Genomic DNA, 22,625 nt, shown 5'->3' with positions numbered 1-22,625 from the left:
AAAAAAGATAATCTATTATAATAGAGCGTTTAAGATGTAACATCTTTATCATAAATACGATAAAACGTTTTAAAAACATCTACTCTACGGTAATAGATTGTAATGAAGTTTCAAGAATACTAGACTTCATCGTTCTTAAAAATCTATCATAATAGAGTAAGCACCATGAGAAAAAAATTTAATGATATTAATATTTCAGCAGTCGAGTGTAGCGTTGAAGAGACCAAACTCTTCTATCAAAAGATCGCCCGAAAGGTTCAGCAAATCCGAAAAAAAAGAGGGTTGAGCCAACTGGAACTCTCCTACCTCATAGGCTTCAAATCAACATCGCTCGTAGCAGGTGCAGAAGCTGGGTACAGCAATATCCGCTTTTCGTTAGAGCACCTCTATAAAATTGCCAAAGTATTGCAAGTAGAGGTTAAAGAGTTTTTTGACTAATTTGAATAGAATTTTTTAAAACCAACGTTACAACACATAAAAGCACCAAGGGTGCGTGGGCTCTGCGCCAAAGAGAACACAGTGTTAACGTAGTTTTTAAAGCTTTGCTTGAAAAATGTGTCAAGAATTTAAATTAGATCAATTTAAAAGCAACCAAACTCACCGCCATCACCATCATACCAAGTACGATGCCTAAAATCGTCGTATGGGCATTCCCATACACCCTAGCTGATGGTAAAAGCTCGTCAAACGAGATGTACACCATAATGCCTGCTACCATGCCAAAGGTAATCCCCATTGTAAGTTCTCCCATAATGGGAAGCAGAAGAAAAAACCCCACCAGAGCACCAACGGGTTCTGCCAAACCTGAGATAAACGCATACCAAAAGGCACTTTTACGATTTCCTGTTGCGTGGTAGATAGGCAAAGAGACAGCCATTCCTTCTGGAATATTGTGAATCGCGATAGCAAGTGCTATGGTAACGCCAACATGAATATTTTCAAGTGCGGCAATAAAGGTAGCAAAGCCTTCTGGAAAATTGTGAATCCCAATTGCAAGAGCCGTAAAAATACCAGTACGTTTGAGCGCTGAATCTTTCAGCACCGAGTGTTGGTTGCCCTCTTTAAGGACACTGAGTTCTTTGTTGGATTTTGGTTCATGCGGGTTGACATCATCAGGAATCAACCGATCAATGATGGCACTCATGCCAATGCCTCCAAAGAAACAGACTAACGCCAAAGACTCCCCAATAATGGGGCTGTCATAGATCGTAGTAAACGCCATTTTGGACTTATAAAGAATCTCAACAAAGGAGACATAAACCATCACACCTGCTGAAAATCCTAACCCAATGGATAAAAAAGTATGACTTTTATTTTTGGAAAAAAAGGCGATGAGTGCGCCAAATCCTGTGCTAAGCCCTGCAAACAGGGTGAGAAGAAAAGCAGGTATGAACTGCTCTAACGTGACATCGATCATACCTACAGCCTTGTTACTTCATTGATTTTTTAAGATCACTGATAAATTCAGTAATGTCATCGTGTAAGTTTTGAAGGTCCTCTTCGTGCATAACTTCATCGGCTAAGATTTGAGAGACCATGTCATAGGTCACAATATCTTTATTGCGTGTGAGATCAACAATGCTTGAATACGTCGCAATCGCACACTGTTCGCCTTTAATCGCATCGTTTAAGACCGCAACCACATCAAAATCATTGGGTGCGTCGTAACCACAGTTGGTTTGTTTAAGCCAATCCGCTGGGTGCAACAAAGGGGCACCTCCAAGCTGAATAATACGATCAGCAACCATGGTTGCATGGCGCAATTCATCCGCGGCATGTTGTACCAGCTCCGCAATGGCAGCATCTTTCATCAACCCTTTAACCACTTTTGCTTCAATAAAATATTGATAGTACGCTAACCACTCATCAGCATATGCACGATTGAGTGTAGTAATAATTTCTTGAACTTCGATACCTTTAATAATAGAATTTCCAACTCTTGCCATGATTTACTCCTTGTATGGTGATGGAGTAATCTTACTCCATCAAAACTAAAGCCAATCTTAAATAATAATTTTTATTATTTAATGAAGTCTATCTTGGCTCTCTTGGTCATACTTTGTGCATCCATTTGGCTTATTGCATCGATGAGTGATGTGTGAAAAGTTCCCATTCCTTGGCTTTTACCCGCTACTTCGCCTGCAATAGACATGGTTAAAATACCAGCTATTGCACTTGCAAGTGCCTTGTTGGATGCGCCTAAAAAACTGCCAATGAGTGAGGTGCTCATACACCCTGTTCCTGTTAGTTTGGTCAAAGCACTATCGCCATTATCAAGTGCATACGTACTCGAGCCATCTGACACAATGTCAATTTTGCCCGTAATCGCAATCACACAACCCAGCTTTTTTGCGAGATTTAAAGCGATTTTAGCGCCATCACTCTCCTCTTCCAACGAGTCAACGCCTGTGCTTTTGGCTTCAAGCCCTGCAATGGTTTTGATTTCCGCCATATTGCCACGAATCACACTAAAAGAGATCGTGTCCATGAGCTTTGCAACACTCTCGCGACGAAACGGTGTTGCACCCACGCCGACAGGATCAAGCACCACGGGGATGCCTTTGGCGTTTGCTGCTTTACCCGCTTTGATCATGGAACCGATGATGCGCTCGTTAGCTGTGCCTATGTTTAAAACCAGCGCATCGCAAATGCCGACCATCTCCTCTACTTCACTGAGTTCATCTGCCATAATCGGCGAGGCACCCATGGCTAAAACCACATTGGCGCAGTCATTGACCGTGACATAATTGGTGATGTGATGAATTAAAGCGCGCTTGTTTTGCAGAGCTTCAAATACGTCGTTTAGTTGCTCTTGAATGTCCATGATGAAATTGCCTTTTTTGAAATGATAAAAAGGATGCTTGTTGCAAGCATCGTCGGAAGCGTTGAGCCCAAAGGAAGATCGAGCGTAATGAACTGATAATAAAGCGCAACACCAATTGCCCAGACAATAAGTGAGCCTACATGTAAAGCCAAAGTGGGTTCAATCTGCTCTTTTTTAAAGATGAAATAATCACTCAGCACAATCGCGAAAAGTGGCCCAAAGACCGAGCCGATCGCGTATAAAAAGGTTTCGTACTCCTCGATGGGCGTAAAGAGTGCCACAAGAAGACCCACAACAGCCATCACAAACGCGATCTGTCGCTCATTGATGTGCGGAAAAATATTGGTAAAGGTTACACCTGCGGAGTACGCATCTAAAAAAGTCGTTGTGATAGTGGAAAGTAGCACAATGCCAAGGGCGACAAAGCCCAAATGCAGTGCCATCATCATCGTTCCCAAACTCGCATCTTTGGCATAAAGTGCGATGGCAAGACCAATGGCATACATGAGCGAACTACCGATAAAATAGCCCGTAAAACTGCCGATGAGCCCGCCTTTTTTACTCTTCGCAAAACGGGTATAATCCGAAATCAACGGCAACCACGAAAGCGGCATGATGATGCTAAGCTCTAAAGCTGATCCAAAACTCATCTCCCCTGTAGGCTTTACATGTAAAATGCTTCCCTCTTGAAACACAACGCCACACAATACCAAGGTAAGCATAAAAAGGAGGATTACAGCGATGAGATTGAGCTTTTGAAAGCCCGCTTTTCCAAGCCAAATCCACAGCGCTATCAATAGACCAATAGCAATCGCCCACGTGTTGATGCTATCAAACTCAAAAAGATTGATGCCAAGCTCATTCGCGGCGCGCCCTCCAGATATGATCATCACCGCTGTCCAACCAATGAGTTGAAGTACATTTAAGAGTGAAAAAAGATACGATCCATAACGCCCAAAAGAGATGCGTGTCGACATGATGGCAGGAAGCTTGCTGTGCGCTCCAATGTAGCCACCCAAAATAAGAATAATCCCACCGATCAGATGCCCTAAAAGAATCGCTTTTAAGCCTTCGCTAAACCCAAGCGGCGCTAAAAGCCCGCCAGTAAAAATCTCTGCCATCGAGACTGCCGCACCAAACCAAAGTGCAAACAATCCAAAACCACTTAAACTCGTTTTTTCTCCCATCATGATTCCATTCCTGCTTTGGTGTAAAGTGCGTAAAAATGGTGCACAGGCCCCACGCCATGCCCCAATTTAAATCCATGTGTAATCGCTTCGGTGATATACGCTTTGGCTTCCTCAACTGCCGCCTTTACATGTAACCCTTTAGCAAGGTTGGCAGCAATGGCGGAAGAGAGCGTACAGCCCGTTCCATGCGTGTTTATCGTCTCTAGTCGTTTGGAGTGCAAAAGGTGAAACTGTGCGCCATCGTACAGCACATCGGTCGCATCATTTTCCAGATGCCCGCCTTTAACCAGTACGTATTTGCACCCCAGTTTATGCAGATCAAGCGCTGCTTTTTGCATCAATTCAATCGTATCAATTTTATAGCCTACGATCACTTCAGCTTCCGGAAGATTGGGCGTAATGAGCGTTGCCATCGGTAAAAGCATTTCGATGAGTGCCTTTTTGGCTTCGGGTTGCAACAGGTCATACCCACTTTTGGAGATCATCACAGGGTCGATGACAAGAGGTGGTAAAGGGTATTTTTTAAGCGTTGCAGCGATGATTTCAATCGTCTCAGGACGCGAAACCATACCGATTTTAATAGCGTCCACGCGAATGTCATCAAAAATCGCTTCGATTTGATGTTGTATCACGGAAGGATTAATGTCTTGTACGTCAAAAACGCCTTGGGTATTTTGCGCTGTAATCGCGGTAATAACGCTCATGCCATAGGTTCCATTAGCACTAAAGGCTTTTAGATCAGCTTGGATGCCCGCTCCGCCACAGCTATCAGATCCTGCTATGGTTAAACAATGTTTCATACGTTTTCCTCGTAAAATTGAGTTGAATTGCGTTTACATGTAAGCTTTACATGTAAAGATAATGAAGGTCGTGGGAGGGCTTAAAAAGGAGGATGTGTGTTGGTTTGATTGAGCTTTCCTACGCTGGCATTACCCAGATCAGGTCACAAGGATCAAAGAATCACCATTCTTTATCTCAGCTGGTTTACCAGCCCTCCTAGCACGAACTATTAAGGACAATTGTACTCTGATTTACAGGTTTTTTCAAGATGGATAAAATTCGATTCGGTTGCGTCCTTTACTCTTGGCTGAATAAAGAGCATTATCCGCATATTCAATAACATTTTGAAGTGCTAAAGAGGTGCTAAAAAGGCATATTCCTATGCTTAGCGTTACTGGAGATGCATACGAGGAATCTTCAAAAAGTTTTGATTGAATTCTGAGTGCAATATTGTAAATATCTTTTTGTGAAATAGCAGGAAAAAATACGATAAACTCGTCGCCACCATAACGTGCAAAAATATCGCTTTCACGCAAGTGTTCACTGATTAATTTAACAACGTATTGCAAAACATCATCGCCTAAAATATGACCATGTGTATCATTAATCTGTTTAAAATGGTCAATATCAATCATCATAATGGCAGAAGGTTTTTGATGATACATTTTTGTAAAATGATACTGCACTATTTCGAGGAAATAACGTCTGTTATAGATTTGCGTCAAATCATCATACTGACTTAGCAACTCTAGCTGACCGTTATGTAACTTTAATTCACATAAACGTTTTTGATAGTAATAAAGTAATAGAAGTATGCCAATAATCAATACTACAATAACAAGCTTATAAAGTGTCTCTTGATCCATCATTACATTTTGCCAGGAGTTTTATTTTTAGAATGTTCACTATAGGGAATTTTAAAATGATTCTAACCAGTATAAACTTAAACCATACTTCACTATAGGGAAATATATGTTACTGTACAAAGAGTTTTCTAAATCAGAAATTGAAGCTTTTTACCGACGTATAGCATACAATGTCCAGCGTATACGAAAGCTAAAAAAAATCACACAACTGGATTTAGCGCTCACAATTGGACACAAATCGGTAAGTACCATTGCAAAAATTGAAGCAGGATTGGAAAGAAAGCATTACAACATTGAGCATCTTTATAAAATTGCAACGGTTTTAGAAGTAGATATTTGTGAGTTTTTTAAGCCCTGTAGCCCACAGAATAACGATCAGCATTAATTTTTTTGCATCCATGTTTTAAGGTTTTTTAGACTCATCGGCTTTGCGTATAAATACCCCTGACCTTGTTCACATCCGTGTTCTGCAAGGTACTCTTCTTGGTCTTTGTGCTCAATTCCTTCTGCCAACGTGGTGATTTTCATATTTTGAGCTAAGTTAATAATGGAATTGACAATGGCACATGCGTCTTCAAGTTTGGGGATGTCTTTGACAAAGGACATATCGATTTTCAGTTTGTTAATCGGCAGTTTGCGCAAATAACTGAGCGAGGAGTAACCGGTACCAAAATCATCGATGGCAATGCTCATGCCTAAATGTTGCATCTCTTTTAAAAGGACAATCCAGCGCTCAGGATCGTGCATGATGAACGATTCAGTCACTTCAATCTCCAGCATCGAAGGATCTACTTTGGTCTCCGCAATCGTCTCTTTGAGGGTGGTTAGAAAGTCACTAAATTCGATCTGAACACCTGAGATGTTGACCGAAATCGTACCACTAAAGAGTCCTTCATGATGCAATGAAACCAGATCAATGCAGGTCTGTTTGAGTATCCATGCGCCGATTTCAACGATCAAATGCGTCTCTTCTGAAAATGCGATAAACCTGCCAGGAGGCAAGATGCCCTCAAGAGGATGGTTCCATCTCAAAAGGGCCTCAAGACCTATGAGTTTTCCTGTTTTAAGATCGACTTGAGGCTGATAATAGACCACAAATTGCTTCTCTTTAATCGCCTCTCTGAGGGCATTTTCCATACCGATGCGCTCATACGAGGCTATTGTCATATCGAGTGTGTAAAATGTATAGGTGTTTTTACCTGCCTCTTTGGCCTTATACATCGCCGTATCTGCATTTTTAATCAGCAGTTCTCCATCGGTACCGTGATCGGGATAGACACTCACTCCAATGCTGGCAGAGAGAAAGAATTTTTGCGCTTTATTGATAAACGGCTCTTCAAAAATGGCTTGGATTTTCGAAATGATAATTTCAATCTCATGTTTCTCTTTGATGTTTTCCACCAGTAAAATGAACTCATCGCCGCCAATGCGAGAGAGTGTGTCACAATGGCGAATTCTTCCTTGGAGTCTCAGAGCGAGCTGTTTGAGAATCTCATCGCCATAGGAGTGACCGTAGCTGTCATTAATTTTTTTAAAATTATCCAGATCAAGGAAACAGACAGCGATCATTCCTCCTTGACGCTTACTGTTCTCAATCGCATGCGCGATACGATCCGTTAAAAGCAAACGATTGGGAAGTCCTGTGAGAGCATCATTGTGGGCTAAAAATTCCAGCTCTTTTTCGGATGCCAGCAAACGCTCTTCATTCGCCTTCTTCTCGGTATTGTCGCGTGCTGACACCACATACGCCATCGGGAGCGCGTCATCTTCGTTTTCATAATACGGAAAGTATTTGGTATGTAAAAAGCGCTTACCAAAGGAAGCAAGTGCCCAAAATTCATGCTCAAACGTCTCACCTGAGAGCACACGATCGCTGAGATGTTTTAAATTTTCAACAAAATACTGCGCCCCATAAAGCTCAGGCATACTGTGCCCAAGAATCTCCTCTTTACGTTTATTGAAAAACTTTTGATACGCTTCACTGATCGCCAAATAGGTGTAGTTGCGGTCGATCAAGGCTAAAAAATCATCCGAACTTGAGACGATTTTTTTATACTGCTCTAAATGTTTGTTGCTAAAAATTTTGGCTTTCAGCATGATATTGGCATGGTTGGCAAGCTCTTCAAACTCTTTAAATTTGACTTTTGACGTGTCGATGAGTTGGTCTTTATTGACCAAGGAGTCAAAAAAAGTGATAAAAAGATCAAAATCTTTCCGAATCTTACGGCTAATAATAAGATAAAACCCGCCCACAATAACGCTAAAAATAAGCATCCAAAAAAGAATCGAATAGAGCGTTCGCTTTAACTCTTCGTCAATGGTCATTTTTAATTCGTAGAGCTCATGGTTGAGATCATCAACGTAAATTCCCGCACCCACATACCATTTCCAATCATCAATCGATTCCACATAGCTCATCTTTGAAAGTGATTTCTGCCCCTTAAATGGAGGCATCATATACTCCACAAAACCGCCACCCTTTTTTGCCTTCTCAATCAACTCTTGAACAATAAATTTACCATTGCTATCTTGCAAAGCGTACATGTTTTTATTTTTAGCAGGATAGGTGAGTGAAATGCCATCCCACGTTCCAATGAAAAGATAATTACCACTCTGCTTCTCAGCCAAAAGATGCTTCTCAGCGTTTAAAATCTTCTCTTGAACTTTGCTTTCCATATCATCAAGGTAAAATCCCGTACCAATCATCCAGTCCAAAGGTTCAAAGCGTTTAACATACGCGACTTTTTTAAAGGTATCTTTGCTTTCAAGTGGTTTGCTCCATGTGTAATCATAGAATCCCTCTTTGATCGATTGGATCACATCAAGCATTCCCTTAACAACATACTGTCCTTCACTGTTCGCCATTTTAAGCATATTTTGCCCTTCCAGTTCAGGGCGATCTGCAAAAAGAATCTCGGTGCCATCAAGGTGCGTGATAAAGTAGTAACCTTAATTGTTTTCATAGCGTAATAGTCTCAATGTATCAACGATCATCGCCGCAATTTGAGCATCACTGTGTGTTTTATGGTAGGCTTGGTAGATTTTAGTGGCGATTTCATAGGCTTCGTAAACGCGTGCTTTCACCAACTCTTGTGCCTGCGCATAGGCTTCTTGGCGCTTTTCTTCGATATGTGCAACAAACCGATCCACTTCCATGATCAGCATCTTTTTTTTGGCGTCGCTATACTCTTTTTGAAGTCGATGTGACTCTGTTTCAAATTTTATTTTGGCGTTGTAGAAGTTTAATGCAAAGAAAATACTTGCAAAGGTTAAGAAAAGAATTAAGGCTATGATGTGAAAATAATGGAAAAGGCTTAACTTTTTATGTAAGTCCATCGTTGCTCCTTAATTATATTTTTTCTTCACTCTTCCGGTCGGCACGTTGAAACAGAAACATCAAAAACTGAATCAAAATCATAATAACAATGCCTTCTATCAAAGAAGCCACAATAAACGAAGCATACTCTTCTTCTCCAATCGCACCATTTTTCATGGCAATCGTTGCAATGGCAACCAAAAAAGTCAGTGGCATGGAAGTACTTAGGCTAAAAAAGACCGTATCCCAAAATTTTAACGAGCTGTAGTAAGCAACAAATGAGCTAATCATACGGATACCCACCATTGCCAATACAATCCATAATGCATGGGTAAAAATTGTTTTTGTAAAAACCGTCTCTAAATTGAGAGTCGTTCCAACAAAGATGAAAAAGAGCGGTACTAAAAAGCCAAATCCAAATGTGGAGAGTTGATGCGGAAGCTCTGTTTTATGGGCAAAAAAGTTCGAAATAAAGATGCCTGCTATAAATGCGCCCAAAACCATATCAATATCAAGCCATTGCATCGTGGCAATCAATACAAAAAAGAGCCCTATACTCACTCGCATACTTTGTTGCATTGTATCATCATGAGGCATAATCAAAGATTTAAGCCCAGGATACCACCAAAAAATAATTTTTAGCAAGCGAAACAAGATATACGATGAGAAAAAAACGCTGATCAAGATGAGAATACTTTTTGCAAAATCCCAGCCCAAACCATGGGTCATAGCGCCATCAAAAACGACCAGTGCGCCAATACTTAAAAGCTCGCCAACCACGCCAATGAGGAGAGAAAACTCCAGCCATTGCACCTCTTTGCCATATTGGTTGATCAATGCCATCACCATGCCCAAGGAGATGATCGGAATCGCAACAATATAAACATACGAGAGATTAAACACTAAAAAAATGATGAGGGAAAGACTATACAAACAGAAAAAATATAAAAGGGTTTTTTTTAAATAACGCTCTTTATAGTGTAAAAATCGCGGTATATCAATCTCCATTCCTGCTAAAAACATGAGGTAGAAAAAGCCAATTTTTGCGAGATTTCGAAAGACGTCATTGTCTACATGTAAAAAGCCAAGCCAAACCGCAAGCGAGCCTAATAAAATCTCAACAACGGGAGTGGGAATACGAAAAAGACGTGAAAGAATGGGAGAAAGTACCATCAAAAGCACAACATGCGCTAAAAAGATAAGATTTTCCAAAAAGATCCTTTAGGCTTTGTTGACAAAAGGTACAGCGATAAGCCGGGTTCTGTCGTGGGTGATTATTTATCTACGATCTATCTTACGATAGACCTCTAGCGAAGGGTTTATCGTGTGTGAGACCAAAACCATCCCTTCTTGCTGCAGGTTGGGTTTACCTAGCTGCCTTAATTACTTAAAGCACTGGTGGGCTCTTACCCCACCGTTTCACCTTTTCCTAGAAAAATTCTAGGTAGTTTACTCTCTGTTGCACTAATCCCTTAGGTTACCCTAGCCGTCCGTTAGACGGAACCATGTCTCACATGCAGCCCGGACTTTCCTCTTAAGAGAAACTCTCAAGCAATCACCTACTGTACCTTTTGAAGGATCGATTATAGCGAAACTTTTATTAGCTCTTCTATAATAACCGTCGCATACGAGCCTTTAGGCAATGAAAAGTGCATTTCAAACCATGCTTCTTCCTCTTTATACACACCCTCAACCTCTTCAGCAAAGCTCCACGCAAAACGTCTACTTCCATTGAGTTTGTCTAAAAAAGGTTCGCACTCTTCAAAAATCTGTTGTTCAATCACACCTGCTTCGTACTCCGCTCGAATGTTTTTACCACCCAGCAACCAGCCCGCAATGGTAATGCCATGCTCTAAAAAGCGCGGTAACTCTTCTTCCACATTTTCGCACACAAATGCTTTTCCCGCAGGGTAATGATGTAAAACATCTCCGTGAAGGAGTTTGAAGAATTGTGGCTGTTTTTTAAGGCTATCGACCATCTCTTTAGGTAAATTCGTTGCACGTGTTGCATCCGCTAAGTTAAACTCTTCTATCAAACGGCTGATTTCGATGCGCTTGGAGAGCCAGTTGTTAAAAAGATAACTTTGGTAGGCATTGATGAAAAACTCTTTCATTTTATGATTGTGCTCTTTGCGCTTCCCCTCTAAAATTGCCTTACCTTTAACATAGTTATCGCCATCGATGCCAAAACGTTGGTACCCAAAGAAGTTGGGGAAACCCTCTTTGCTGATCTTTTTCAGCCCGTCTTGAAGTTTTCGTGCATCAATTGGGTTTACTTTTTTAAGACGGACAAAAAAGCGATTGCCCTTAAGATGCCCTGTGCGGATTTTGTTGTTATGGTAGGTCGTATCGAGTATTTTGATCTTATCGTGCGTAAAATTGGCAAGTTTTGGCTCGAAATTTTTATGCAGTGAAATGTACTGTGTCGTCATGCCATCTTTGTCTTTAAGGCCTGCATACCCAAAATCACGTACTTTGCAGCCTGTGACTTCGCTTAAGTATTGCAACATATCCCATGTTGTCATGTCTTTTTTTCTTACATGTAAAACGAGATGCTCGCCCTCACCACTGAAAGGATACAGAGGTATTTCACTGACCACAAAGTCACTGCTATTTTTGGTAAACATCGCATTAATGGGCGAATGGGTGAGAAAAAATTGTCGAATCATATCTATCCTTAAAATGGTTAAAAATGGTGTTCTTTACAACGACAAACATAACGTTTACGCGCTACTTTGCCAATAATAGTCATTTTCGTGCGTGTCTGCTTAGCAATGCGCTCTATCGCCTTTTTTTTACGGGAATCAAAGGTGAATAGCATCTCGTACTCTTCGCCACTGCAGAGCGTTTTCTTGGGCATTTTACGCTTTACATGTAAACCCAAATTGCCACTGGCTTTAAGCAATCTTGAAAGGTCTTTGGAAAGCCCGTCTGAGATGTCCATACCCGCATGTAAATGTTTGGCTGATTTAGAGACAAACGCCGCTTTTAATGCTGGCTTCATAAAGCGTGCATTGTGACCGACAGTTCCACCACGCATCAGCCGTGTCAGCTCTTTATGCGACTTTCCAAGTGTTCCTGTATACGCTACAAAATCGCCTAACTTTGCGCCACTTCGGTAGAGCACTTTAGAAGGGCGTTTGGCGATGATGGTGATGGAGATCATCAACTTTTCGCCCGCAGTGGTGTCTCCACCGATGACCTCGACACCGTAGCTTTGTGCTACTTTTTGAAACCCCGCACCCAATTCACGTAGTTGCTCGTACGAAAACGATTTGGGTATCACAACCCCAATCAGGGCTAACGTGGGCTTGGCATTCATCGCAATCGCATCGGAGATGTTGACCAGCATGCTTTTTTGCGCGATCTGCGTTAAACTCATCCACGAACGCTTAAAGTGAATATCTTCGCAAAACAGATCTTTTGAATAGACAAAATCCCCCATCACCGCACCGTCATCGCCAATATGTTTACTGGAAAATTCTGAGATAAAAAATGCCTCTTTTGACATGATGCCTCTTTTATTAAACTCTCCTATTGTAAGATGTTGTCCATTAAGAAGCCATTAGGGCGCTAAATGCGGGCTAAATCACTTTATAATTGAGAGTTACGCTTAAGTAAAGATGCGCTAAAATAGATTCTCATACCTAAAAAGGAGTCCTCAATTATGGAGTGTAAGCTTGAGTTGAGCGTCTTTCGATTTGACGCTAAAACGGATTTTTTGCCTTATTATAAAAAACATTTTATAACCATCGATCGAAGTCTAACGCTTAATGATCTTCTAGCACAGATCAAAGCCGAAGATGTCAGTTTTGACTACCCAAAAGGTGACTTAGCTGCTTTAAAAATTAACGGAAAAGCACTTTTTAGTAACGTCTCTTTGGATGGACTCATCAACTCCTTTGGAAAATCACTCACCCTAGAGCCTCTTTCAACCAAGCGTGTCATCAAAGATATGATTATTAATACGGACGATTTTTACCAACGTTTTGATCTTTTAGATGCGTTTGTCGATGGAAAAGACAGACCCCTTTACGAGCATTACATTATCTACCACTACGCTTCAAGCGTGCTGGATTTACTTGAAAATTACCAAGGCGATGCCCTTTTTGCCTTTGCGTACGATATGATCCAAAAACACCCAGAGCGCAAAAAAGAGATTTTAGAAGTGATTGCAAACGATCAAACGGGAATCTTTTTACATGTAAGATTGTGCACGAAAATTTACCCTTGTGGCGCGGATGTCGAGAAGAAGATCACGGAGCTTAAAAATGACGTGATGAAACACCGACCCTTTTTGAACCCTCTTGTGGAAAAATTTTCACACCACCTCGATCTTTTGTAAGGAGAAACCATGAAAAACTATTTTCTTTTTGAATCCCTCATCGAGCGTGAAAAAACAGCCCCAATGATCACGGCTGCTCGAAAACTGATCGAACTCTTAGGCATCGATGCACCCTCATTCAAAGGGGCAAAAAATGATCTTGGAAGCGAATTTATGGGACTGGATCGTCTTAAATTTTTAGAGCATTATGCGTACAATCTTACCCTTGCCGCTACGGAAAAACGCGATATTGTCTGCATTGAGCAGAGCTCTTTTATTTGTCATGCGCACACCAAAGAGCTACTTTTAAACGATGCTAATCTGAAATTTGAGATTGCACAGCGTTTGGAAAAACACAATGTATCACTCAATTTAGAAGTGAATGTTCTCTCTTTAGAACAACTGCTGCTTGAAGAAGTCGGCGTGGAAAAACTAGCAACTTTGGTGAAAAATCCCTTTACAAACTTCCAAACAGCCCTCTTCCTAGGCTCAAACGCATGTCGCGCTAAAAAATACCGCAAAGAAGCGCTACTGTTACAACTGCTGGATCTCATCAAACTTAAAAGGGTCAAACACGAAAGTACCTATGAGAGCGATGGTTTTGAAGTCTACAGCGCCTCACCCCTTCTTGCCAAAAAACTCGCCTCCAAAGCGATGCTTGATATGTTCGATAATGCCGCTGATTTTGTACTTATCAGTGATGCACGAAGTTTTATCCTGTTTGATTTTTACCAAAAAGAGCTGGAGAAAACCGCAGGTCGCGACATTGGGCTAAGTGTCTTAAGCCTTGCAGAACTGCTTCTCTTAGCTTTTGGTGAGACGAATAAAAAAAGCATGGGGCTTGACCAACACAAAGTCGCTATTACACTTATCTAACGACCTCATAATGAAGGAGCAACACTGCTTGCTCCTTAAATCAATCTAAATCAGACTTATTTTATCCCTTTCTTAAGAGATATTTGCGTGGAAATTTAATATCATTTCACCACAAAATATGAAAAAGGAGTTCTAAAATGCCAAAAATCAATCGTTATGTTGATATTGACACCGTTGAGAGAGAAGCTAAGAAAGATTATATCGATAGGCACTCTCCGTTTATTACCTGTGCTGCTACGGCAAAACAAAATGCGCCGTTTAAAGTCACTGTAAAAGTGGGTAATGCGTATACACATCCTGATGATTTCGACCACTATATCGCTAATATCCAGCTTTATACGGGTGATGCACTGTTAGCACGTGCTGATTTTGTCTCTGGAACCCTTGGTGGACAAGACAAAAAAGGACAAGCAGAAGTTACCTTTACCATCGTCCCAACGGGTAAAAAACTGAGCCTTGTGGCGCAAAGTTACTGTACAAAACACGGTGTTTGGGAAAGTGATCCTGTTGAAGTGAGTGTTGAAGAGTAGGTTTTTAGCGAAGCTTTCCAATATTTGATTGGAAAGCTTCATCTATTTTTGGTAAATCTATTCCGTAGCCTTTAAAAAATCTGCAAGTGACATTTCAAGTTTTTCGATCTTATGACCACTCAAAAACTTCTCCTCTTTTTTGCTGATCTTCTCTTTATCGTTGACCAAGTAGCCATCTTTTAATCCTAAGGTCACTTCATTTGCCACCATTCGGTAGGTATCGCGATCAAAATCAATCCCTAAGAAGAGATAACTTTTGTCATTTTTAAAGGTTTTCAAAAACGGAGGAAGTGCATACCCACCCATCGCTTCGGTCAGCCAATCGACAAAATCGGCATCGCTGATAATAAAGCTTTTTTCAGGCACCGTGCATCCTAGAGGCTTGAAGAGAATAGGTAGCATCGGGCTTAAGATCTCTTTTTCCACACGCTGATATTCACCCGTCGAAACGGTGTACATGTAAACCAAAAAACGATCATATCCCGCCATAATACGGCTCACGCCCGTGATGAGAAAATGATCCTGATCCGCGTAAAGTTTCAACAACGAATCATCCAAATTGAGATCGACCACATAACGAGGCATTAACGTTTTAAGCCATGTATAGACTGCTGGCAATGGGTAAGGCTTTGCCGTAAAAATATGGTTCGTCATCTGCTCAATAAAGGGTCGCCCTTTGCGCTGTTCCAAACTCATGGCAGCTCTGGAATACTCATACATCAAACGAGGCGACATAGCGCGCCCACCGTTGAGTGCTAAGATCATAGAGTCACTATCATAGGGGATCTGTCCACCCTCTTCAGTTTTCGTCTCTTTAAAAACACCCATTCCGAGGAATGGAACTAAACGACCCTCTTTAATCTCTTTTTCAAAATCACTCTTCTTCACTCATGATCCTTCTCTGGCACATCAATTTTTGATTAAAAGCGGGAAGCATAAGCAGCATTTCATCGGCACTAATGCCGTCTTCACTGCCCATTAACACAATACGTTCAACCGTATTTTCAAGCTCTCTCACATTTCCAGGCCAGGTGTATTGGCAGAGTATCTCCATCGCTTCATCGGTAATGACAATACGTTTTTTATGGTTGCTCATCGATTTTTGCAAAAAGAAATTGACCAAAAGCGCAATATCATCCCCTCTCTCACGAAGCGGCGGCAGATCAATGGGTATGACATTCAAACGATAGTAAAGATCTTCCCTAAAGGTACCATTTTTGACCATCTCTTCAAGGTTTCGGTTCGTTGCCGCAACGAGGCGAACATTGACTTTAACGGTTTTAGAGCCACCAACGCGTTCAAACTCGCGCTCTTGCAACACACGCAGTAACTTGACTTGTGCGGAGGCTGAAATATCGCCGATTTCATCCAAAAAGAGTGTTCCACCATCAGCCAGTTCAAAACGACCTTTGCGTGCCTCTTTCGCATCGGTAAACGCCCCTTTTTCATGCCCAAAGAGTTCACTCTCAATGAGCGTATCGGTGATGGCGGCGCAGTTGAGCTTCACAAAAGGTTCTTCACGACGTTTGGAGCGTTTGTGAATCGCAGCAGCGACGAGCTCTTTTCCCGTCCCCGTCTCACCTCGTACCAAAACGGTGACATTGCTCTCCGCAATGCGCTCCACGACGTTGTAGACCATCTTCATCTTTGGACTCTCACCAATGATGTCTCCAAAATTGTGCACCTTGGAGTCCCACTCCATTTTGTAGTAGAGTTTAAGCTCTTTTAAACGCTCTTTTTCTTTGAGATTGATGTCGTGTGAGCGGATGGACTGTGCAAATATAGAGCTTAAAATGGTCAAAACACGAATCGTACTTTCAAAGTCAATCGCCGTTGTTTTGGTAATATTCGCCCCTAAAACACCGATCACTTCTTGATCAACGAGCATCGGAACGGCGATATACGAGATCGCATTTTGGTCACGATTGCCTGATTTATTGAGAAAGAGCATATCGTTGTGTAAATTTTCAATCACAACAGGCTCTTTACTCTCAGCAGCAAAACCTGTCGCGCCCTCACCCAATTTATACGTGGCAAGCTCTTTTTGGTGCTTACTAAAATCGATACAGGCGTAAATTGTTAAAATATTTTCTTCACCCAGCGTATGAATGACGCATTTTTCAAGATGCAATCTATTTTTTAAAATCATTAACGCTTTTTCAAGCGAGGCAACTAAATCAAGTGAGTTAGAGACAACCATTGCTGTCTCATAGAGTGTCATTAGTTCTCTGGTGGTGAGGCAATCCCCACACTTAGCATCAAATGCAACCATTTGCACTCCTTTATCTGTTTAAAATATTATAGTTGAAAATGAGCAGTTAATGCTCATATTTTATGTTTATATTTTAACCAAATCAGTCTGACAATTTCTTACAGACTTCCTCTTTTGGAAGCTTCTTGGGACCTGGTTGTATCCACCATGTTTCACCGTTACTAAGCGTAACTTCACCACCCCACATCTCTTCGGTTTCAAATTCTATTTTGGTGATCGTCTCTTCCATATCTTTTTTCGCGATATAAAAGCAGATCTCGTTATTTTCTTCTCTGAGCATTACTTTAGCCATTACACATTCCTTATGTTAAAATTTTTTTGAGCCATTTGGTCAATCCACCCTCTTCGTAGTGCACTTTAAAGAACCCTTTTTGGAGCTCTTTAATGAGAACATGGCGATTTCCCTCTTTACATGTAAAGGCAAAATCCTCCCTAAAATGCGCCCCCCTACTCTCTGAGCGTTGCATCGCAGAGAGGATAATCGCTTCACTCAATTCCAACGCATTGCGCAGTTCTAAAATCGAAATCAGCTCAACGTTATTGTGCTTACTTTTATCAATGCAGTGAAGTGTATTGGACTCCAAGCGGAGGTATTTCATATAGTCAAACGCTTCTTGGAGGGAGCTTTCATTGCGAAAAATTCCTGCTTTATCAAACATGATTTTCCCCACGGAAATACGCATCGCGTTGAAGTTTTTGGAGCAATCTCCATCAAAAATGCGTTGCACCAAATCCATATTTTTAATGACCACATTGTAATCAATTGGTAAAAACTCTTTATTGAACGCATACTCTTTGGCTTTTTTACCCGCAAGTTCACCAAAAACAGCCCCTTCTAAGAGTGAATTTCCACCCAATCGGTTTGCTCCATGCACCCCAAGAGCGGCACTTTCGCCACACACAAACAGACCTTTGACTTCACTTGAAGCCATCAAAGAAGCGATACCTCCCATGCTGTAGTGTGCAACAGGTTTGATCTCTAAAAGCTCAGTGGAGAGGTCAATACCGACTTGATTGTACGCATTTTTATACAAAGAAGGAACGCGTGTTTCTAAAATCTCTTTGGAGATATGACGCATATCAAGGTAGACTTTTTTACCGGATCGCATCTGTTCAAAAATGGCGCGGGCTAAGACATCGCGCGTGCCAAGCTCGTTGACAAAACGCTCTCCATCCGCGTTGACAAGGTACCCACCCTCACCTCGTGCCGCTTCTGAGACCAAATAACTGGTCTTAGCAAATCCCGTGGGGTGAAACTGCACAAACTCCATATCTTGAAGGCTCATGCCAGCACGAAGGGCAACACTTAAAAGATCCCCCGTACAGTCTTGGGCATTGGTACTAAAACCTCTGTAAATGCCCGCATACCCACCTCCTGCAAAGACAACCGCTTTAGTGGGATAAACAACGACCGTAGAGTCCAGTTTTTTAAGGGTAACCACGCCACTGATGTACTCTTCTATCTTAGTAATGTCCATCACAAAGTGGTTGACTAAAAAATCTACTCCCATCAGTTTTGCTTTTTTAATCAGCGCTTGTGTGATCGCAGAGCCCGTGCTATCGCCCACAAAACAGGTGCGCTTGGAGCTTCCGCCCCCAAAACTGCGTTGCAATATCTTCCCATTTTCATCGCGATCAAATGCGACACCGTATTCGACCAATTTTTTCATAATCAAAGGCGCTTGATGGCACAGATAGCTGATCGCTTTTTTATCGCCTAAATCTTTGGAGCTTTTCATCGTATCATCAATGTGTTTTTGAATCTCGACCTCATCTTTTTCATCTAAAACAGCATTGATACCACCACTCGCAACCGAACTATTGGATTTAAAGATATTGCTTTTGGTAATAATCGCAACGCTGTTGGTTTCATTTTTGGCTTCAATGGCAGCCATCAATCCTGCGATGCCTGAACCAATGATGATGATGTCATAAGTCATGTTGATTTTTCCACCTTAAAAAGAAGATTGTATTTTGCACTACTGACCGCATTTATGGACGCAATTTTACCATTTTCTATCACATGTTCACTCTTGGTTGAACTAAATAAAGAGCTAATAAATCCCCTAGATGAGCGCACAAACTGAAGGGCAAGTTGAACATCGCTTTGAAGCTCCATCTTGCTATCCAAAAGATACCCCACTTCAGGCTTAAAAGGTTTTTGGAAAAGGTGCATTTGCAATAATGAAGAACTTCCAATGACACCAAGCCCTAATTTATGGGCTACTTGCAGTGGGGTGTAGTAATTTCCATCAGACATTTTTTGATTAGCCACGCTGTACGCATTGGTTTTAGCGATATTAAAAGGGAGTTGGATGTACTTAAAGTGGTGATTTTGCCCACCCACTTTTCGCGCCACATCAAAAAGAGCTTCAAGGTTGATATGCTCAGCATTGTCTTCTTCGTAAGTCAATGCGTTCCAAACCGCTACACCATAAGACTTGATTTTATTTTCGCTCACCAATGTTTCAAAAAGCGTAAAAACCGCTTCAAGTTTTTCAAAAAATGCACTTTTCCCTATCTTGGTCAGTTGCGTTTCGGGATTGTGCAAAAAGTATATATCTAAACATTCAAGTTGTAAATTTTTCAAAGATTGTTGAAGCGAATACCTTAAAAAATCGGTTGTCATACAGTGTTGGTCAAGCTCAATGTCTTCCAAAGTCGCCAACCCTTTTTGAACGATATGCTCATCTATCCATAGGTAAGGATTGGGAGGAAAAGGAAAACACAAAGGGATAAATCCGCCCTTGGAACACACTATCAGCTCTTCGCGTTTCACTTCATCTTTTTCTATCAACTCCGCTAAGACTTCGCCTATCTCTTTTTCACTCTCTTGGTAGCGATAGTTGATGGCTGTATCGATGAGGTTGATACCACTTTTGATAGCAGTTCGTAACGCATCTTTATAATCAAAAATATAATTTTCTTCTTTATAAGGCTCTTTCTTAAAAGTTCCAAAACCCAACTTGGAAAATATCAACCCATCATGCCTTGCATAAAAATCTTTATAATGTGAAAATTGCTTCGCAAAACGGTAAGTAGCCTCAGGAGTGGCATAAGAATGGTGCATGTGCTCTCCTTTTTTAGAAGAGACATTGCAAGAAGTATTCCAATGGATTTATGCGCTAAAAGTTATTTTTTCATATTTTGAACAATATATTTTACATTTGTATACTAAAGTTATAAAATGTCTAAAATATTAGTCAAGGAATTGTTATGGACTTAAAAGAATTTGGCACTCACATAGCACAACTTCGTAAAGAGAAAAAAATATCGCAGGCTCAACTTGCTCACGACCTTAATATCTCACGCGCTACCATCAGCTCTCTTGAAAATGGAATTAACTCTAATATCGGCATAAAAACCGTACTCAACATCCTTGACTACTTGGGGTATGAGCTTACATGTAAAGAAAAATCGCCCTTCCCTACTTTTGAGGAGTTAAAAGAGGAAAGAGCGCGTGAGCTACAAAAATAACTTACATGTAAAGATTTTTTTGAGTAGTTTGGTGGAAATTTTTGAAATAAATTTGAAAATTAAAAGTTTAATGCTCCCTATTTTTGAATGTTTTCCAAAAAAGTTCCTCTTTTATTTACTCCGATATTTCATTAAAATAACTTCAATTAAAAAAGGAGTTCACAATGATAGAAACTTACAGTTGCTCAAAACAAGAAGATTTAGACAATCATGCTAACCAATTAAATCCAAATAATGATGAGTATTGGAATTCGAGAGGTGAAGATAAACCTGATTATGAAGACGATGACTATTACGATGATGAAAATTAAGCATGTACTTGGAGAATGATATACTCACTTCGTTAGATAAAAAATTTAAAGCTATCGAAGAAAAGTCACAAACAATGCTATCAATTCCTGAAAATTACTTTTTAGTGGTCAGACTCGATGGTTTTCATGCCACAAAAAAGTATATTAAAGATTCACTTGAAAATAAAGAATTTAGAGGTAATTTTTCTAATGCGATTAATTTTACAACAGGAGGATTGAACACTTTTCTAGAATCAAGGCTACCTAAAAATTTTATCTGTGCATTTTCTGCTAATGATGAAGTTAGCATTATTATAAACGCATCACTTGAAGAAAAAGCGGAAAGAAGATTATTTAAAATTTGTACTCTTTTAAGTTCTGTATTGTCCATAAATTTTAAGCCTATTGGTGTAAAAAAAGAAAAGGTTTTTTTTGATGCTAGACCACTTTTATTAGAAAATATTGATGAAGTACATACTTATTTAAAATATCGCTACTTACTAAACATTCGATATGGCTATTGGAAAGTACTTAGATTAAAAAACAATTCTTTTCCAGATATTGATGTAAATCATGATGACATAAAATGTAATCTCGACAATGCCAAAAACCTTGTCATTCAAAAGAAGTTAAAAAGTGATTTCAATATCTTTGAGCAAAATTTAATTTTTCATTATCCAAAATACATAGACGATAAAAGAAAAATTCACACAAGTGTTTTTAATATTAACACCTATAAAAAGCTACTTTAAACAGAATCTCAGCTTGTTTGATGCTTTGTCAAACAAGCACTATAGTGTGCTTGATGATATTGATTGTAATGCTTATGCAGCCAACCAATAAGTTCGGACTCATTTTTAAAAATTGCACTTAAAAGCTCTTTGAAAAGTGTTAAAACACCAACAACACAATAAAACATAACTTTACCATGTTCCAATTCATCTGTACTAATTTGAGGAAACAATGCTTTAATCATATTAATGACTTCATCCACATGTGGGATTTTTGTTCCTTTTCTCCAATATTTAAATTTTCTTATTTGGGATTCAGACTTAATACCCTCATAACCTTCAACATTTATACATTCTGCCATTTGTTTAAATGTTTTTTTATTTTTTACTTTAATATTCATGAAAAACCTACCAATAGGATGTAAAAATTCTTTTTTGTCATTATATACTGGAAGTATTTTTTTAATAAATGAGTACTGCTCTTCTTTGTGTATTTTTTGATGATACAAGCCATACTCAACATCAAAAGCAGCTACAATATAGAATAAGATTTTTGTTACCAATAATGCAACAATCATTTTGATTTCTTTGTGACTTTTTGCATTTTGTAGCACCAAATTTTCTTGTTCATTTAAAATTTTTAAGACGAAAGGATGAAAAGCAAGTGCTTGAATTCTCTCCAATTCTGTGTCACATTCTTTTATTCTTTGAATCAACTCATCTTCTTGCTTAGCTATTTCTTGCAAAACCAACATAGCATAAGGGAAAAAATCCTTAGAAAAGGTAGTTTGTATTTTTTGTAGTATTTCATGCCACTGTGAATTATAAAGACCTTTAAAAATATCACTCTCAAAATCTATTTTAAAATCTTTTTGCAATACATCAATAGTTTTTTGAGAAGGATTTCCCTTCCCTTTCATGAAGTTTTTAAATGTTCTTAAAGATATTTCCTTGTTAAATTCAGTTTGATTTTCTACAAGTTCATAAATAAATTTTGCGTTATCTCTAATGCCAACCAATTGCATTAAAATCTCAGGGCTAATTAAAAATAAGTGGCTCAAGTTCACTCCTAGCTTTTGATTTTAGGATTTATTAATCTCATTTATAGTTTATTTTATCTATAAAACTTTAAAAATGAACAAATGCCTT

Annotated in this window: 24 protein-coding genes, 1 other RNA gene, 1 pseudogene and 1 riboswitch; of the genes and pseudogenes, 8 read left to right on the top strand and 18 right to left on the bottom strand. The window is 39.9% G+C overall.

What is annotated here, in order from left to right; translation table 11 throughout:
- Nucleotides 1-165 precede the first annotated feature (165 nt).
- Nucleotides 166-438, top strand: a complete 273-nt coding sequence (locus SMUL_RS06700) for a helix-turn-helix domain-containing protein (protein WP_025344487.1) — start codon at nt 166-168, stop codon at nt 436-438.
- Between the two features lie 133 nt (nt 439-571).
- Here SMUL_RS06700 and zupT read toward each other — a convergent pair whose 3' ends face one another.
- From zupT to SMUL_RS06670, 6 genes are all read right to left on the bottom strand, one after another.
- On the bottom strand, nt 572-1,414 hold the full coding sequence (gene zupT / locus SMUL_RS06695) for a zinc transporter ZupT (RefSeq protein WP_025344486.1): 843 nt from the start codon (nt 1,412-1,414) through the stop codon (nt 572-574).
- A 16-nt stretch (nt 1,415-1,430) separates the two neighbouring features.
- Complete coding sequence (locus SMUL_RS06690) at nt 1,431-1,946, bottom strand: ferritin-like domain-containing protein (protein WP_025344485.1); 516 nt, start codon at nt 1,944-1,946, stop codon at nt 1,431-1,433.
- A 74-nt stretch (nt 1,947-2,020) separates the two neighbouring features.
- Nucleotides 2,021-2,824, bottom strand: a complete 804-nt coding sequence (thiM, locus tag SMUL_RS06685; RefSeq protein WP_025344484.1) for a hydroxyethylthiazole kinase — start codon at nt 2,822-2,824, stop codon at nt 2,021-2,023.
- Entirely contained in the window at nt 2,803-4,014 is a 1,212-nt protein-coding gene (cytX, locus tag SMUL_RS06680; RefSeq protein ID WP_025344483.1) for a putative hydroxymethylpyrimidine transporter CytX, read from the bottom strand. Before cytX ends, thiM begins: the two co-directional genes overlap by 22 nt.
- Entirely contained in the window at nt 4,011-4,814 is an 804-nt protein-coding gene (gene thiD, locus SMUL_RS06675; protein WP_025344482.1) for a bifunctional hydroxymethylpyrimidine kinase/phosphomethylpyrimidine kinase, read from the bottom strand. The genes cytX and thiD overlap by 4 nt, the downstream gene beginning before the upstream one ends.
- 98 nt (nt 4,815-4,912) lie before the next feature.
- Nucleotides 4,913-5,022, bottom strand: a riboswitch (TPP riboswitch).
- Between the two features lie 35 nt (nt 5,023-5,057).
- Complete coding sequence (locus SMUL_RS06670) at nt 5,058-5,663, bottom strand: GGDEF domain-containing protein (RefSeq protein WP_025344481.1); 606 nt, start codon at nt 5,661-5,663, stop codon at nt 5,058-5,060.
- A gap of 103 nt (nt 5,664-5,766) precedes the next feature.
- Here SMUL_RS06670 and SMUL_RS06665 point away from each other — a divergent pair, with 103 nt between their 5' ends.
- On the top strand, nt 5,767-6,045 hold the full coding sequence (locus SMUL_RS06665; RefSeq protein ID WP_025344480.1) for a helix-turn-helix domain-containing protein: 279 nt from the start codon (nt 5,767-5,769) through the stop codon (nt 6,043-6,045).
- Here the strand turns inward: SMUL_RS06665 and SMUL_RS17795 are convergent.
- The 6 genes and pseudogenes from SMUL_RS17795 to SMUL_RS06640 all read right to left on the bottom strand — a co-directional run bounded on the left by SMUL_RS17795 (nt 6,042) and on the right by SMUL_RS06640 (nt 12,487).
- Nucleotides 6,042-7,412 (bottom strand): putative bifunctional diguanylate cyclase/phosphodiesterase, encoded by a 1,371-nt coding sequence (locus SMUL_RS17795; protein WP_342587551.1) that lies wholly within the window; start codon nt 7,410-7,412, stop codon nt 6,042-6,044. The genes SMUL_RS06665 and SMUL_RS17795 overlap by 4 nt on opposite strands.
- Nucleotides 7,413-8,825 (bottom strand): annotated as a pseudogene (locus SMUL_RS17395) (cache domain-containing protein); the annotation flags it as partial. It lies immediately after the preceding gene.
- Nucleotides 8,826-9,009: 184 nt separating this feature from the next.
- Complete coding sequence (locus SMUL_RS06650; protein ID WP_025344477.1) at nt 9,010-10,188, bottom strand: cation:proton antiporter; 1,179 nt, start codon at nt 10,186-10,188, stop codon at nt 9,010-9,012.
- Between the two features lie 22 nt (nt 10,189-10,210).
- Nucleotides 10,211-10,547, bottom strand: an RNA gene (gene rnpB / locus SMUL_RS16895) — RNase P RNA component class A.
- Between the two features lie 12 nt (nt 10,548-10,559).
- Nucleotides 10,560-11,645: a tRNA pseudouridine(13) synthase TruD gene (gene truD, locus SMUL_RS06645; RefSeq protein WP_025344476.1), complete on the bottom strand. Its 1,086-nt coding sequence runs from the start codon at nt 11,643-11,645 to the stop codon at nt 10,560-10,562.
- 17 nt (nt 11,646-11,662) lie between these two features.
- Nucleotides 11,663-12,487, bottom strand: coding sequence for a thiamine-phosphate kinase (locus tag SMUL_RS06640; protein WP_025344475.1), 825 nt, complete (start codon nt 12,485-12,487; stop codon nt 11,663-11,665).
- Nucleotides 12,488-12,643: 156 nt separating this feature from the next.
- On the opposite strand from SMUL_RS06640, the gene SMUL_RS06635 reads away from it, so the two are divergent.
- The 3 genes from SMUL_RS06635 (at nt 12,644) to SMUL_RS06625 (ending at nt 14,706) form a co-directional block, all read left to right on the top strand.
- The gene (locus SMUL_RS06635) at nt 12,644-13,321 is read left to right on the top strand and encodes a DUF5644 domain-containing protein (RefSeq protein ID WP_025344474.1); all 678 of its coding nucleotides are present in this window, start codon (nt 12,644-12,646) and stop codon (nt 13,319-13,321) included.
- Between the two features lie 9 nt (nt 13,322-13,330).
- Nucleotides 13,331-14,176 (top strand): HdrB C-terminal domain-containing protein, encoded by an 846-nt coding sequence (locus tag SMUL_RS06630; RefSeq protein ID WP_025344473.1) that lies wholly within the window; start codon nt 13,331-13,333, stop codon nt 14,174-14,176.
- 137 nt (nt 14,177-14,313) lie between these two features.
- Entirely contained in the window at nt 14,314-14,706 is a 393-nt protein-coding gene (locus SMUL_RS06625; protein WP_025344472.1) for a class II SORL domain-containing protein, read from the top strand.
- A 57-nt stretch (nt 14,707-14,763) separates the two neighbouring features.
- Here the strand turns inward: SMUL_RS06625 and SMUL_RS06620 are convergent, their stop codons facing one another.
- The 5 genes from SMUL_RS06620 to SMUL_RS06600 all read right to left on the bottom strand — a co-directional run bounded on the left by SMUL_RS06620 (nt 14,764) and on the right by SMUL_RS06600 (nt 20,048).
- A complete protein-coding gene (locus SMUL_RS06620) occupies nt 14,764-15,594 on the bottom strand; it encodes an SIR2 family protein (RefSeq protein ID WP_025344471.1) in 831 nt (276 codons plus the stop codon).
- Nucleotides 15,581-16,978, bottom strand: a complete 1,398-nt coding sequence (locus SMUL_RS06615) for a sigma 54-interacting transcriptional regulator (RefSeq protein ID WP_025344470.1) — start codon at nt 16,976-16,978, stop codon at nt 15,581-15,583. The genes SMUL_RS06620 and SMUL_RS06615 overlap by 14 nt, the downstream gene beginning before the upstream one ends.
- Nucleotides 16,979-17,060: 82 nt before the next feature.
- Complete coding sequence (gene nifT, locus SMUL_RS06610) at nt 17,061-17,270, bottom strand: putative nitrogen fixation protein NifT (RefSeq protein WP_025344469.1); 210 nt, start codon at nt 17,268-17,270, stop codon at nt 17,061-17,063.
- A gap of 10 nt (nt 17,271-17,280) precedes the next feature.
- The gene (locus SMUL_RS06605) at nt 17,281-18,918 is read right to left on the bottom strand and encodes an L-aspartate oxidase (RefSeq protein ID WP_025344468.1); all 1,638 of its coding nucleotides are present in this window, start codon (nt 18,916-18,918) and stop codon (nt 17,281-17,283) included.
- Nucleotides 18,915-20,048 (bottom strand): aldo/keto reductase, encoded by a 1,134-nt coding sequence (locus tag SMUL_RS06600; RefSeq protein WP_025344467.1) that lies wholly within the window; start codon nt 20,046-20,048, stop codon nt 18,915-18,917. Before SMUL_RS06600 ends, SMUL_RS06605 begins: the two co-directional genes overlap by 4 nt.
- Before the next feature lie 146 nt (nt 20,049-20,194).
- Between SMUL_RS06600 and SMUL_RS06595 the strand changes: the two genes are divergently transcribed.
- The 3 genes from SMUL_RS06595 to SMUL_RS06590 all read left to right on the top strand — a co-directional run bounded on the left by SMUL_RS06595 (nt 20,195) and on the right by SMUL_RS06590 (nt 21,497).
- Nucleotides 20,195-20,455 carry a helix-turn-helix domain-containing protein gene (locus SMUL_RS06595; protein WP_025344466.1) on the top strand — a complete coding sequence of 87 codons (261 nt, stop codon included), beginning with the start codon at nt 20,195-20,197 and terminating at the stop codon, nt 20,453-20,455.
- Between the two features lie 164 nt (nt 20,456-20,619).
- Complete coding sequence (locus SMUL_RS17230) at nt 20,620-20,766, top strand: hypothetical protein (RefSeq protein ID WP_169730520.1); 147 nt, start codon at nt 20,620-20,622, stop codon at nt 20,764-20,766.
- Between the two features lie 8 nt (nt 20,767-20,774).
- Nucleotides 20,775-21,497, top strand: a complete 723-nt coding sequence (locus SMUL_RS06590) for a tRNA(His) guanylyltransferase Thg1 family protein (protein WP_158506022.1) — start codon at nt 20,775-20,777, stop codon at nt 21,495-21,497.
- A gap of 8 nt (nt 21,498-21,505) precedes the next feature.
- Here the strand turns inward: SMUL_RS06590 and SMUL_RS06585 are convergent, their stop codons facing one another.
- A complete protein-coding gene (locus tag SMUL_RS06585) occupies nt 21,506-22,537 on the bottom strand; it encodes a hypothetical protein (RefSeq protein ID WP_025344464.1) in 1,032 nt (343 codons plus the stop codon).
- Nucleotides 22,538-22,625 lie beyond the last annotated feature (88 nt).

Origin of the sequence: Sulfurospirillum multivorans DSM 12446 (genome assembly GCF_000568815.1) — a bacterium.
GTDB classification, from domain to species: domain Bacteria; phylum Campylobacterota; class Campylobacteria; order Campylobacterales; family Sulfurospirillaceae; genus Sulfurospirillum; species Sulfurospirillum multivorans.
Note: the sequence above shows the minus strand (reverse complement) of the source record. Positions and strands in the feature narration are given on the sequence as shown.

What these genes read in the sequence shown, in the direction of transcription:
- SMUL_RS06640 (WP_025344475.1), bottom strand. Translation starts at nt 12,487, where the DNA reads ATGTCAAAAGAGGCATTTTTTATCTCAGAATTTTCCAGTAAACATATT.
- SMUL_RS06690 (WP_025344485.1), bottom strand. Translation starts at nt 1,946, where the DNA reads ATGGCAAGAGTTGGAAATTCTATTATTAAAGGTATCGAAGTTCAAGAA.
- SMUL_RS17795 (WP_342587551.1), bottom strand. Translation starts at nt 7,412, where the DNA reads ATGGCGTATGTGGTGTCAGCACGCGACAATACCGAGAAGAAGGCGAAT.
- SMUL_RS06615 (WP_025344470.1), bottom strand. Translation starts at nt 16,978, where the DNA reads ATGGTTGCATTTGATGCTAAGTGTGGGGATTGCCTCACCACCAGAGAA.
- cytX (WP_025344483.1), bottom strand. Translation starts at nt 4,014, where the DNA reads ATGATGGGAGAAAAAACGAGTTTAAGTGGTTTTGGATTGTTTGCACTT.
- nifT (WP_025344469.1), bottom strand. Translation starts at nt 17,270, where the DNA reads ATGGCTAAAGTAATGCTCAGAGAAGAAAATAACGAGATCTGCTTTTAT.
- thiD (WP_025344482.1), bottom strand. Translation starts at nt 4,814, where the DNA reads ATGAAACATTGTTTAACCATAGCAGGATCTGATAGCTGTGGCGGAGCG.
- thiM (WP_025344484.1), bottom strand. Translation starts at nt 2,824, where the DNA reads ATGGACATTCAAGAGCAACTAAACGACGTATTTGAAGCTCTGCAAAAC.
- SMUL_RS06635 (WP_025344474.1), top strand. Translation starts at nt 12,644, where the DNA reads ATGGAGTGTAAGCTTGAGTTGAGCGTCTTTCGATTTGACGCTAAAACG.
- truD (WP_025344476.1), bottom strand. Translation starts at nt 11,645, where the DNA reads ATGATTCGACAATTTTTTCTCACCCATTCGCCCATTAATGCGATGTTT.
- SMUL_RS06700 (WP_025344487.1), top strand. Translation starts at nt 166, where the DNA reads ATGAGAAAAAAATTTAATGATATTAATATTTCAGCAGTCGAGTGTAGC.
- SMUL_RS17230 (WP_169730520.1), top strand. Translation starts at nt 20,620, where the DNA reads ATGATAGAAACTTACAGTTGCTCAAAACAAGAAGATTTAGACAATCAT.
- SMUL_RS06625 (WP_025344472.1), top strand. Translation starts at nt 14,314, where the DNA reads ATGCCAAAAATCAATCGTTATGTTGATATTGACACCGTTGAGAGAGAA.
- SMUL_RS06600 (WP_025344467.1), bottom strand. Translation starts at nt 20,048, where the DNA reads ATGCACCATTCTTATGCCACTCCTGAGGCTACTTACCGTTTTGCGAAG.
- SMUL_RS06665 (WP_025344480.1), top strand. Translation starts at nt 5,767, where the DNA reads ATGTTACTGTACAAAGAGTTTTCTAAATCAGAAATTGAAGCTTTTTAC.
- SMUL_RS06605 (WP_025344468.1), bottom strand. Translation starts at nt 18,918, where the DNA reads ATGACTTATGACATCATCATCATTGGTTCAGGCATCGCAGGATTGATG.
- SMUL_RS06630 (WP_025344473.1), top strand. Translation starts at nt 13,331, where the DNA reads ATGAAAAACTATTTTCTTTTTGAATCCCTCATCGAGCGTGAAAAAACA.
- SMUL_RS06670 (WP_025344481.1), bottom strand. Translation starts at nt 5,663, where the DNA reads ATGATGGATCAAGAGACACTTTATAAGCTTGTTATTGTAGTATTGATT.
- SMUL_RS06595 (WP_025344466.1), top strand. Translation starts at nt 20,195, where the DNA reads ATGGACTTAAAAGAATTTGGCACTCACATAGCACAACTTCGTAAAGAG.